General features: G+C 68.5%; 12 protein-coding genes and 2 pseudogenes. 5 read left to right on the top strand and 9 right to left on the bottom strand.

The features are described from left to right. A pseudogene (locus tag B1964_RS02090) lies at positions 1 to 342 on the bottom strand (alpha/beta hydrolase); the annotation flags it as partial. Positions 343 to 407: 65 nt separating this feature from the next. Here B1964_RS02090 and B1964_RS02085 point away from each other — a divergent pair. The 3 genes from B1964_RS02085 (at position 408) to B1964_RS02070 (ending at position 3,092) form a co-directional block, all read left to right on the top strand. Next, positions 408 to 1,700 (top strand): MurT ligase domain-containing protein, encoded by a 1,293-nt coding sequence (locus tag B1964_RS02085; protein WP_079928614.1) that lies wholly within the window; start codon positions 408 to 410, stop codon positions 1,698 to 1,700. Continuing rightward, positions 1,697 to 2,416, top strand: coding sequence for a type 1 glutamine amidotransferase (locus B1964_RS02080; protein WP_006371645.1), 720 nt, complete (start codon positions 1,697 to 1,699; stop codon positions 2,414 to 2,416). The genes B1964_RS02085 and B1964_RS02080 overlap by 4 nt, the downstream gene beginning before the upstream one ends. Before the next feature lie 229 nt (positions 2,417 to 2,645). Then, positions 2,646 to 3,092: a GNAT family N-acetyltransferase gene (locus B1964_RS02070; RefSeq protein ID WP_253193855.1), complete on the top strand. Its 447-nt coding sequence runs from the start codon at positions 2,646 to 2,648 to the stop codon at positions 3,090 to 3,092. Between the two features lie 40 nt (positions 3,093 to 3,132). Here B1964_RS02070 and B1964_RS02065 read toward each other — a convergent pair whose 3' ends face one another. From B1964_RS02065 to B1964_RS02035, 7 genes are all read right to left on the bottom strand, one after another. Then, positions 3,133 to 3,876, bottom strand: coding sequence for a uracil-DNA glycosylase (locus tag B1964_RS02065; RefSeq protein ID WP_079928611.1), 744 nt, complete (start codon positions 3,874 to 3,876; stop codon positions 3,133 to 3,135). A 21-nt stretch (positions 3,877 to 3,897) separates the two neighbouring features. After that, the gene (locus B1964_RS02060; protein ID WP_079928610.1) at positions 3,898 to 4,455 is read right to left on the bottom strand and encodes a (d)CMP kinase; all 558 of its coding nucleotides are present in this window, start codon (positions 4,453 to 4,455) and stop codon (positions 3,898 to 3,900) included. A 2-nt stretch (positions 4,456 to 4,457) separates the two neighbouring features. Next, positions 4,458 to 5,069 (bottom strand): recombination mediator RecR, encoded by a 612-nt coding sequence (gene recR / locus B1964_RS02055; protein ID WP_079928609.1) that lies wholly within the window; start codon positions 5,067 to 5,069, stop codon positions 4,458 to 4,460. Between the two features lie 14 nt (positions 5,070 to 5,083). After that, a complete protein-coding gene (locus B1964_RS02050) occupies positions 5,084 to 5,452 on the bottom strand; it encodes a YbaB/EbfC family nucleoid-associated protein (RefSeq protein ID WP_079928608.1) in 369 nt (122 codons plus the stop codon). A 152-nt stretch (positions 5,453 to 5,604) separates the two neighbouring features. Continuing rightward, positions 5,605 to 5,940, bottom strand: a complete 336-nt coding sequence (locus B1964_RS02045; protein WP_079928607.1) for a hypothetical protein — start codon at positions 5,938 to 5,940, stop codon at positions 5,605 to 5,607. 29 nt (positions 5,941 to 5,969) lie between these two features. After that, positions 5,970 to 6,923, bottom strand: a complete 954-nt coding sequence (locus B1964_RS02040; protein ID WP_079928606.1) for a pseudouridine synthase — start codon at positions 6,921 to 6,923, stop codon at positions 5,970 to 5,972. 9 nt (positions 6,924 to 6,932) lie between these two features. Continuing rightward, positions 6,933 to 7,409 (bottom strand): SRPBCC family protein, encoded by a 477-nt coding sequence (locus B1964_RS02035; protein WP_006371653.1) that lies wholly within the window; start codon positions 7,407 to 7,409, stop codon positions 6,933 to 6,935. Between the two features lie 84 nt (positions 7,410 to 7,493). On the opposite strand from B1964_RS02035, the gene B1964_RS02030 reads away from it, so the two are divergent. Together B1964_RS02030 and B1964_RS02025 are read left to right on the top strand one after the other, a co-directional pair. Next, positions 7,494 to 8,900: an FAD-binding oxidoreductase gene (locus B1964_RS02030; RefSeq protein WP_079928615.1), complete on the top strand. Its 1,407-nt coding sequence runs from the start codon at positions 7,494 to 7,496 to the stop codon at positions 8,898 to 8,900. After that, positions 8,897 to 10,219, top strand: coding sequence for a class I SAM-dependent methyltransferase (locus tag B1964_RS02025; RefSeq protein WP_006371655.1), 1,323 nt, complete (start codon positions 8,897 to 8,899; stop codon positions 10,217 to 10,219). Before B1964_RS02030 ends, B1964_RS02025 begins: the two co-directional genes overlap by 4 nt. A gap of 239 nt (positions 10,220 to 10,458) precedes the next feature. On the opposite strand, the pseudogene B1964_RS02020 reads toward B1964_RS02025, so the two are convergent. Next, a pseudogene (locus B1964_RS02020) lies at positions 10,459 to 11,599 on the bottom strand (DNA polymerase III subunit gamma/tau); the annotation flags it as partial.

Raw genomic sequence — 11,599 nt, 5'->3', positions numbered from 1 at the left:
GGCGCGGTATCGGGTGGCCGGCAGGTCGCCGCCAGGCCCGTCGATCAGCAGATCCTCGACGACAGCGAGCGGCGGGGTCCGCTCGGCGGAGATCGCCGAGTTCACCTCGAGGTTGTGACGGGCGCGCTCGACGGTCGCGCCGCTCATGTCGCCTCCGGGCATGAGTCGCGTGGCGACGCCGGCGGCCAACATCTCCGGGGCGATGTGCTCGCCGTCGGAGTTCACCGGGCAGATCCGGGAGGCGACGCCCAGCACACCCGGCGGCAGGTGTCCGCCGAGACGCATCACCGAACGGACGGCGCGGAACGGAAGCGGAATCGTCAGCGTTGTGGCCCTACTCACGGCCGCGAGGGTACCCCGCCGAGGTCCGGCGGCACCGTCGGCGCCCCTGTGCCAGACTCGTCCCCATGTCCGACCGAGTTCCGCTGCGCACCTCGCTGGCCCTGGCGGCCGCCGCGTCCGCCCGCTGGGCCTCCCGCACCGCCGGACGCGGCAAGGGCTCGATGATCGGCGGGCTGGTCGCCGAGAAGATCGACCCGCAGATCATGGGCCGGCTCGCGGCCGGCAAGCGTACGGCGCTGATCACCGGCACCAATGGCAAGTCGACGACGACGCGGATGACCGCGGCGGCGCTTGCCGAACTCGGCGAGGTCGCCACCCAGGCCGACGGCGCCAACATGGACGCCGGGATCATCGCCACGCTCAGCCTGCAACGTTCGGCGCCGATCTGCGCACTCGAGGTCGACGAATTACACGTCCCGCACGTCGCCGACGCCACCGATCCCGAGGTGGTGGTGATGCTGAATCTCTCGCGCGATCAGCTCGACCGAGTGGGTGAGATCAACATGATCGAACGCGCCCTGCGCGCCGGCGTCGCCCGCCACCCCGACGCGATCGTCGTCGCCAACTGCGACGACGTCCTGGTCACCTCGGCTGCCTTCGATGCGCCCAAGGTGGTGTGGGTGGCGGCCGGGTCGAGCTGGGTCGGGGACTCGGTGAGCTGTCCGCGCACCGGCGAACCCATCGCGCGTGCCACCGCCGAGCCCGGCGACGGACCGTCGATATCACCCGGCGGTATCGACTGGTATTCGACCGGTGACGAGAGCTTCCGGCGCCCCACCCCGGACTGGTGGGTCGACGACAACAACATCTACGGCCCCGACGGCTTCATCGCGCCGATGACTCTCGCCGTGCCCGGCCGCGCCAACCGCGGCAATGCTACGCAGGCCGTGGCCGCGGCCGTCGCGATGGGCGCCGACCCGGCCAAGGCGGTGGCCGCGGTGCAGACCGTCGGCGAGGTCGCCGGACGCTACGGCATCCATCAGGTCGGCAACCACTCGGTGCGCACACTGCTGGCCAAGAATCCGGCCGGCTGGCAGGAAGCGCTGTCGATGATCGACCACGACGCCGACGGGCTGGTCATCGCCGTCAACGGCCAGGTCCCCGACGGTGAGGATCTCTCCTGGCTGTGGGATGTGCGGTTCGAGGCGTTCGAGACGATGACGGTGGTCGCCGCAGGCGAACGCGCCGCCGACCTGTCGGTGCGGCTGCTCTACGCGGGCGCCGAGCACACCACCATCGCCGACCCGATGAAGGCCATCGCCTCATGTCCCCCGGGACGCGTCGAGGTCCTGGCGAACTACACCGCCTTCCGCGATCTCGGCACCGCGATGGAACGCGTACGGGAGGAACGCAAATGAGCGACTCGACACTGCGCATCGGGCTGGTGCTCCCCGACGTGATGGGCACCTACGGTGACGGCGGGAACGCACTGGTGCTGCGGCAGCGGGCCCGGATGCGGGGCATCGACGCCGAGATCATCTCGATCACCCTCGACGACGAGGTCCCCGACTCACTCGACGTCTACACCCTCGGTGGCGCCGAGGATTACGCGCAGCGGCTGGCCACCCGGCACCTCACCCGCTATCCGGGGCTGCAGCGTGCGGCGGCAGCAGGCCGTCCGGTGCTGGCGATCTGCGCGGCCATCCAGGTCCTCGGCCACTGGTACGAGACGTCGGCGGGCGAACGCGTGGACGGCATCTCGCTGTTCGACCTCACCACCGCACCGCAGCAGACCCGCAGCATCGGCGAGCTCGTCACCGACCCGGTGTTGCCCGGACTCACCCAGCCGTTGTCGGGATTCGAAAACCATAGGGGCGGAAGTACTCTCGGGGCCGATGCCACCCCGCTCGGGCGGGTGCGTCACGGCGTCGGCAACGGCGTGGGCGACGGCACCGAGGGTGTGGTCGCCGGCTCGGTGATCGGCACCTACCTGCACGGCCCGGCGCTGGCGCGCAACCCTGAGCTAGCCGATTTTCTCCTCGCCCGGGCGATCGGGACCGATTCGCTTGCGCCGCTGGACCTCCCAGAGGTTAACCGGCTGCGCTCCGAGCGACTCGCCGCCGCCCGGCGCTGAGCCGTCGGCCGCACCCGGCCCGCTCCGATGCCAGAAGCGGGGCCGGCGGAACCGCGAGCAGCCTGACGCCCCGCACAGGGCGCAGTCGGTGCCCGCACGCAGATGGTCGTGCGCCGACCGCGGATGACCGCACCGGCACACCTGATCACCACGCTGGGACATGGCCTCACCCTACGCCGCACGACGACGTCGGCTGTCGGGAATCCGCAGCCCGACGTACTGTGTCGCCATGACCACGATCTCGCCCTGCAGCGCCGACGATCACGACGACTGGCTGCCGCTCTGGGACGGCTATCTGCGCTTCTACGAGACCGACCTCGATCCCGAGATCACCGCAATCACGTTCCGGCGCATCGTCTCCGGTGACGGTATCCATGGTGCGATCGCACGTGACGACCAGCGTCGCGCCATCGGCCTGGTCCACTGGCTCGCCCATCCGTCGACCTGGAGCCCCGGCTACTGCTACCTCGAGGATCTGTTCGTCGCGCCGGACAGTCGCGGGTCCGGCGTCGGGCGCGCCTTGATCGACCACGTCCGCGACGCGGCACACAACGCCGGACTCACGAAGGTCTACTGGCTGACCCAACAGCACAACGCCACTGCGCGAAGACTTTACGACGCCGTCGCCACCGACACCGGATTCGTGCACTACGAGATCGATCTCGACACCCACTGATCGACAGCCCACGTGATCGACGGCTCACCCGACGGCAGGCTCACCCGAGAGTGCGGTCGCGGGCGGGCAATCCGGCGTACCGGGCGGCCTCGACGATCACCGCCCGCAGCATCGCCGGGGTGAGCCGCCCGGTGAACGTGTTGTGCTGGCTGACGTGATAGCTGGCGAAGACCGTCAGCTCGGCGCCGTCGTCACGACGGATGACCGTACGCGCACCGTGGCCGAATTTCGTTCGGGGACGGTCGATCTGCCAGCCGAGTTCCTCGAACGTCCGCAGCCCCACCTGCCATCCGAAGCCGCCGAGCACCATCACCGAGCGCACCGTGGGCGCCAGGAGGTCCAGCTCGGCACGTAACCAGTGGGCGCATCGGTCGCGCTCGGTGGTGGTCGGCTTGTTCTGCGGCGGAGCGCAATGCACCGGGGCGGTCATGCGTACCCCGAACAACTCCATCCCGTCGTCGGCGGAGACGACGGTCGGTTGCGAGGCGAGTCCGACGTCGTAGAGCGCGCGAAACAGCACGTCACCACTCTGGTCCCCGGTGAACATGCGGCCGGTGCGATTGGCGCCGTGCGCGGCCGGCGCGAGCCCGAGGATGAGCATGCGGGAGTCGCCGGGCCCGAACCCGGGGACGGGTCGTCCCCAATAGTCCCAGTCGGCGAAGGCGGCACGTTTCTCCCGCGCCACCTTCTCGCGCCACGCGACCAGACGAGGGCAGGCACGACAGTCGATCAGCGCGGCGTCGAGGTCGGCGAGATCGCGGTATCGGGATCGTCGTCGGGCCATGCGGTACTCACCGAGCCGAGCTCAGTCGAGGACCTTGCAGCGCTCGCGGGTGCGATCGACGGCAAACCAGCCGCGCTCGAACTGCTGCCATCGTTGCAGCAGGGGGCGCGAGGATTCACCGTCGCGGGCGACGGCGCGTTCGAGCCGCGCGTCGGCGTCGCCACCGTCGAGCCACAGCGCGTGGCTGAGCCGGTCGGCGATGCGACGCCGCGCCGACGACACCCCCTCGATCACCAGTAGCGGCTCCCACCGCACCCACACCCGACTACCGAGTTGCGGCACACCGTCGACCCACTCCCGTGGCCGATAGCGGTAATCGTGCCGACGCACAAAGGCGTGCAGCACATCGGTTTCCAGCTCCGGCCACCACGCGACCGGGTTGTCCCACGTGGCGAAGTCGTCGGTGCGGACGAGTACCACCCCGGTGCCGCGGGCCCGCAAGCGGGCGACGAGGGCGTCGGCGACCGTCGACTTACCCGCGCCGGACGGACCGTCGATGGCGACGATCCCGGAGATCATCTCCGCGGCGAGGTCATCGAGCCGGGCGTCGAGATCGGTGGACAGGGTGGGCGCGGTCATCGTCATGCCAGGATGCGGCGGCCCGACAGCGCACGGCCGAGGGTGAGTTCGTCGGCGAACTCCAGGTCGCCGCCCATCGGTAGCCCCGACGCCAGACGCGTCACCGACAGCCCCGGGAAGTCCTTGAGCATCCGCAGCAGGTACGTCGCGGTGGCCTCGCCCTCGGTGTTGGGGTCGGTGGCCACGATGATCTCGGTGACCTCGGTGCCGTCGTCGGTGGTGGCCAACCGTCGCAGCAACTCGCGGATACGCAACTGGTCGGGGCCGATACCCGACAGCGGGTCGAGTGCGCCGCCGAGGACGTGATAGCGGCCGTGGAACTCCTTGGTCCGCTCGATCGCGTGAACGTCCTTGGGCTCCTCGACGACGCAGATCTTGGTCGCGTCACGTCGGGCATCCGAGCAGATCCGACAGAGATTGTTGGCCGAGACGTTGCCGCATTCGGCGCAGAAGGTGACGTTGTCGCGGACCTGGATAAGAGCCGCGACAAGCCGATCGATCTCCTTCTTCTCGCCGGCCAGCAGCGCGAACGCGATGCGCTGGGCACCCTTCGGGCCGAGCCCGGGTTGTTTGGCGAGCTCGTCGATCAGATCCTGGATGGGGCCCTCGTACATCGGTGCGTCGTACCTCAGCCCAGGCCGGGCAGTCCGCCGCCGAGGCCTCCGGCAAGCGGTCCCATCTTCTCGCCGGCGAGTTCCTCGCGCTTGTTCGAGAGGTCGGCGAGTGCGCCGAGCAGCAGATCCTGCAGGGTCTCGACGTCATCGGGGTCGACGACCTTGGGGTCGATGATGACCGCGGTGATCTCACCGGTCCCGTTGCCGGTCACGGTCACCAGACCGTTGCCCGCGGTGCCGGTGACCTCGGTCGCCGCGATCTCGTTCTGTGCTTCGAGCAGCTTGGCCTGCATCTGCTGGGCCTGCTGCAGCAACCCGGCCATCGGGTTGTCGCCGCCGGCACCGCCGCCGAAGAGTGCGCTGGGATCGAAAGGTTGATTCACGGGCCCCAGGGTAGTCGGCGGTGCCGACGGGGCGCGCGTGCCGGGCCGGACCGGATCACGAATACAGATTCCACCGCAGCGAGCCGAAACCCCGAAGAATTCGGGTCGCCCACCCGCTCACGTGGAATCTGTATTCGCCTCCCGCGCCGAACTCAGCGCAACAGACGCTCGACGTGGGCCACGATGTCGTCGACGGTGTCGTCGCCGACCGGGGTGATCTCGAAGGACAGCTCCTCGTCGCCGAAGAGCCGGCTCGCGCGAGGGGTGAGGGCGAACTCGAGGCGATTGTGCTCGACACGACGCCATTGCCGGATCGCATCGTAGATCGGGGCGCTGGCACCGGTGGAGATGCAGTACCGATCGCCCGCGCGGTCTCCGCCGACGAGTTCGCGTTGGATCTGGAAGCACGCCATCGATTCGTCGTCGATGAACACCACGGCCTCGCAACCCAGGTCGGGGTGACGTTCGTAGGAGGCGAGGATGGTCACGGGGACAGCGTAACCAGTTTCCGCGGTGGTCAGTGGTGACCGTCGGTGAGGGTGCGCCGGGTGTCGAATCGACGGTGCTGCCCGGTCAACGGATCGACGAACGACAAGCTGTGCGCGACGAGTCGAAGGGGCTCGGAGAAGTCCCCGTGCTCGGGGCGCCCGGCCACGTCGGGCCGGACCTCGGGGTAGAGCGGGTCGCCGACGATCGGCACGTCGAGCAGCGCCATGTGCAGGCGCAGCTGATGGGTGCGGCCGGTATGCGGGACCAGCCGATACACCGACCCGCTCGCGGTCTGCTCGATCTCGGTGATCTCACTGATCGCGTTCACCGGGCCGTCGACGACGCGTGCCCGCAGGTCACCGGCAGTTTTCTCGATCCGATTGCGGACCACCCGGGTGTCGGCGATCCCCGCTGCCGGGGCGAGCGCCCGATACTCCTTCTCGGCCCTGCGCTGCGCGAACAGGTCCTGGTAGGCCGAACGCACCTCGGGTCGCAGCGTGAACAGCAGCACGCCCGCGGTGAGGCGGTCGAGCCGATGTGCGGGGGCGACGAGATCGGTGCCGAGTGCGCGGCGTAACCGCACCAGCGCGGTCTGGGTGACATGCTGCCCGCGCGGCATCGTCGCGAGGAAATGCGGTTTGTCGACGACGACGATGTTCTCGTCGCGATACAGGATCGGCAGATCGAAGGGAATCGTGATCTCGTCGGGCAGGTCGCGATAGAGGTAGACCGACGTGTTGACACGCGCGGGCTGCTCGAGCGTCAGCGGCCGGCCCTCGGCGTCGACGATCTCGCCTCGGTGCGCGCGATCGGCGAGGTCGGCGTCGGTCAGCTCCTGCAATGACGGCGTGGCCCGCAGACAGTCACCGACGGTCGACTCCGGCCCCGACCGCAACACCACGCGGGTGGCGTCGACGCCGTCACGCGGCGGCAGCGGTGACGGTCGCGCGCGACCGCGTTGCCTTCCGGTCCGGCGGCCCACCGCGACGGGCTACTTCTCCAGTCGCGTCTTGAGATTCGCGAGCAGGGCGGCCTGGATACGGGCGAGTCCCTTGGGCGCGAAGGTCTTCTCGAAGAAGCCGCCGATGCCGCTGGCGTTGCTGTTCCAGGTGGTCGTGGTGGTGACCTTGCTGCCCGAGCCCGCCGGCGACACCTGATAGGTGGTCACCATCGACGAATTCTCGTCTTTCTCGGTGATCGTGGCTGCGGCGTTCGGCCCGCTCGCTGCGCTCCCGGCGCCGGGTGTCACGGAAACGGTGGCCTTGACGTCACGCTGACGCTTGGAGGTCGCCTGCAGAATCCAGTGCACGACGGTGCCGTCGCCGTTGCCGCCGCTGATCACCTGGTAGTCGCGGTACTGCTCGGGCAGGATCGCCGGGCGGGTGTCGGCGTAGTCGGCGAGCGCGCCGATCACGGCATCCGGGGACGCGGCCACCTCTGTCGTTTGACTGGCGGAAATCTGACCCACTGACCCAACTCCTTCACGATGTACTGATTGGCGGGCGTGCTGCTCACGTCCTAGGCTAGCCAAGTGAGCTCGGCACAGATGGAGATGGGGGCAGCGGCATTCGACGAGGGTGTGGCCACCCTCCTGGCCAGCTACCGCGCCATCGGGCCGCAGGCCACGGTCCGTCTGGCGAAGAAGACCTCCAACCTCTTCCGGGCGCGGGCCAAGAACCCGCACCCCGGTCTCGACGTCTCCGGCCTCGACCGGGTGATCTCGGTCGACGCAGCCGCCAAGACCGCCGATGTCGCGGGGATGTGTACCTACGAGAACCTCGTCGCCGCGACGCTGCCGTACGGGTTGGCTCCCAAGGTCGTTCCGCAACTCAAGACGATCACCCTCGGCGGCGCGGTGACCGGACTGGGCATCGAGAGCACCTCGTTCCGCAACGGTCTGCCCCACGAGTCGGTCCTCGAGATCGACATCCTCACCGGCGACGGCGAGATCATCACCGCGACCCCCACCAACGACTATGCGGATCTCTTCTACGGATTCCCCAACTCGTATGGGACGCTCGGCTATTCGGTGCGGCTGCGCATCGAGTTGGAAGAGGTCGCCCCGTACGTCGCACTGCGGCATGTGCGGTTCACCGACCTGTCGGCGTTGCAAGAAACGATGGATGCGATCGTCACCGACCAGTCCTACGACGGCGAGCGGGTCGACTATCTCGACGGCACGGTGTTCAGCGTCGACGAGGCCTATCTGACGTTGGGTCGGCAGACCGATGAACCCGGCCCAGTCAGCGACTACACCGGGATGGACATCTATTACCGGTCCATTCAGCACGATTCGACGCACACCCCCCAGCGCGATCGGCTGACCATCCACGACTATCTGTGGCGGTGGGACACCGACTGGTTCTGGTGTTCCCGGGCGTTCGGGGCGCAAGAGCCCCGCATCCGTCGGCTGTGGCCGAAAAGGTTGCTGCGCAGCAGTTTCTACTGGAAGCTGATCGGCTACGACCAGCGCTTCGACATCGCCGATCGTCTCAACAAGCGCAAGGGTCTACCCGCCAACGAGCGTGTCGTGCAGGATATCGAGGTGCCGATCGAGCACACCACCGACTACCTCGACTGGTTCTTGACCACCGTGCCGATCGAGCCGATTTGGTTGTGCCCGTTACGGCTTCGGGAGAAGGTCGGCGGTAGCGCACCCGACGCGAATCCGCGGCGGCCGTGGCCGCTGTACCCGCTGCAGCCCGACCGCACCTATGTCAACGTCGGCTTCTGGTCGGCGGTTCCGGTGACCCCCGGCGATCCTGGGCACACCAACAAACTGATCGAACGCAAGGTGGCCGAACTCGATGGCCACAAGTCTCTGTATTCGGAATCCTTCTACAGCCCTGAGGACTTCGATGAGCTCTACGGAGGCGAGCACTACCGACTGCTCAAGAAGCGGTACGACCCACGCGGCCGGCTGCTCGATCTCTATGCGAAAGCGGTGAAACGGCAATGACGACGTACAAGGACAGCGCACCGTCGAAAAACGATGCGCAGCATGCCAAGATGACCCTTGCCCAGGTGTTCGAGTCCATCGTGGGCGGCAATCTCAACATCCGCGTCACCGCCTACGACGGCAGTGCTGCCGGTCCCGAGGATGCCGAGTTCGGCCTGAACCTGGTGACGCCGCGCGGCACCACCTACCTGGTGACCGCCCCCGGTGACCTCGGATTGGCCCGCGCATACGTCTCCGGTGATCTGGAGCTGATCGGCGCCCACCCCGGCGACCCCTACGGCGCGCTGCAGGCCCTGGCCGCCGACCTCGAGTTCAAACGCCCCTCCCCGCTGGTGCTGGCGCAGGTGGCGAGGTCGCTCGGTATCGAACACTTCAAGCCGATCGCGCCGCCCCCGCAGGAAGCGCTGCCGCGCTGGCGTCGATTCGCCGAGGGATTGCGGCACAGCAAGGCCCGTGACGCCGAGGTCATCCACCACCACTACGACGTCTCAAACACCTTCTACGAGTGGGTACTCGGACCGTCGATGACCTATACCTGCGCGGTGTACCCCGACCTTGACGCATCGCTGGAAGCCGCCCAGGAAAACAAGTACCGGCTGATCTTCGACAAACTGCGACTCAAGGCCGGCGATCGGCTCCTCGACATCGGTTGTGGCTGGGGCGGAATGGTCCGCTACGCCGCCCGCCGCGGGGTGCACGTTCTCGGCGTGACACTCTCCGCCGAGCAGGCACAGTGGGCCCAGCAAGCCGTCATCGACGAGGGGCTGTCCGAGTTCGCCGAGGTCCGCCACAGCGACTACCGCGACGTCGCCGAGTCGGGATTCGACGCGGTGTCCTCGATCGGTTTGACCGAGCACATCGGCGTCCACAACTACCCGGCGTACTTCTCGTTCATGCGTGACAAGCTGCGCGACGGCGGAATGTTGTTGAACCACTGCATCACCCGTCCCGATAACGCCAAGAGTTCGCGGGCCGGGTCGTTCATCGACCGCTACGTCTTCCCCGACGGCGAGCTGACCGGATCGGGCAAGATCATCTCCAAGCTGCAGGACATCGGCGGCGTCGAGGTGCTGCACGAGGAAGACTTCCGCTATCACTACGCGATGACGCTGCGTGACTGGAACCGCAACCTCGTCGAGCACTGGGACGAGGCCGTCGAGGAGGTCGGTGAGGGCACCGCGCGCCTGTGGGGCCTCTACATGGCCGGCTGCCGCATCGGCTTCGAACGCAACATCGTTCAGCTACATCACGTCCTGGGCGTCAAGCTCGACGACAAGGGTCGTCACGAGCTGCCGCTGCGGCCGTGGTGGGACGCGTAGGGCGAGTACACCTGCAGCACACCGGGTCTCGAGGCTCCTCGCCTTGCGGCTCGTCGCACCTCGACCATCGGTCGTAACCCCCACCGGCCGACCACCTCGACCACCGGTCGTAACCCCCACCGGCCGACTACCTCGGCCACCGGTTGTAACCCCCGCCGGACGCCCTCCACCCCGCTGGTCGAGGTGCGCAGGCGCGCCAGCGCCGGAGCCTCGAGACCCCGTGCGCCACAGCTGGTTCGCTACTCGAGCGGCCGCGCACCCAGCTCGGTCTGAAGTAGATCCAGGGCGAGTTTGTCGGGGTCGATCCGCGCGTCGGGGGTGGCGTTGTGCGCGTCGGCGACCATCTCCGCCCGCTCGTCGTCACTGATCTCCTCGTCGGAGCGTGGCGGTTCGGGTTCCTCGGGTTCCGGATCGGGTTCGGGCGCGGGAGCACTTCCCTCCGCCGAGTCCGAGCGGGCACGACTCGGCCGCGAGAACGTCTGCCGTTTGGGTGCGGCAGCAGCCTGCGGACGCGCGGCCGCGGGCCCCGGCGTCGAGGTGTCACGGTGGACGGTGCGAACGTCGAGATCGGTGCCGAACACCTCCTGAAACGCCTCACGAATGATCGAGACCGCATGCGGTGCAGACAATCTGCCCACCAACACGTCGATCGGGTGAGCGAGGACGACGGTGGTGCCGTCGAGATCGTCGACGACCGCTGCCGACAGCATCGGTTCGAGGCTCTTCGACCGGGTCCGAACGGCGGTCCGCACCTCCTGGAACCGTTTGCGCACCGTATCGGCGTCAAGCCCCGACTCCGGCGCCGGCGTGGGCTCGGGCTCCGGTGCGCTGCGCGGCGCCGCCGGGAGGGGCTCATCCGGGGGCGCGTCGTACTCGTCGAACGGCTCGTCGGGCAGCGGAATCTCGTCGTCGAAGCCGGCGACCTCCGGGATCGGCTCGGGTTCCGGCGTGGGCTCCGGCCGGGGCCGTGACGGCGGTTGGGGGGCAGTCGGATCCGCGGCCGACGACTGTGCCGCCGACTGTTCTGCCGCAGCTTTCTCCGCTGCCGCCCTCTCCGCCGCCTCGCGCTCGGCTGCGGCCTTCGCGGCAGCAGCCTTCTCGGCCTCACGATCTGTCGCAGCTTTTTCTGCCGCCGCCTTTTCTGTCGCAGCTTTCTCCGCTGCCGCCTTCTCGGCCGCCGCCCGCTCCGCCTCATCAGGAGCACCGGCCGAAGGCGGCGTGTCCTGTTGTCCGACTTGATCTTCGGCGCTCTTGCGCTGGGACGGCCGCACGTACTTCGGTGGCGGCTCGTCGGCGGGGGGCGCCGGGGCGGGGGCCACCGGGGCAGGCGCCGACAATACCGCCGGGGTCGGGGCCGCCGACGCCGCGGGGGCGGCCCCG

Origin of the sequence: Gordonia sp. i37 (genome assembly GCF_002043085.1) — a bacterium.
In the GTDB taxonomy this organism is placed as follows: domain Bacteria; phylum Actinomycetota; class Actinomycetes; order Mycobacteriales; family Mycobacteriaceae; genus Gordonia; species Gordonia polyisoprenivorans.
The sequence above is the reverse complement of the archived record's forward strand: the minus strand, read 5'-3'. Positions and strand labels throughout refer to the sequence as shown.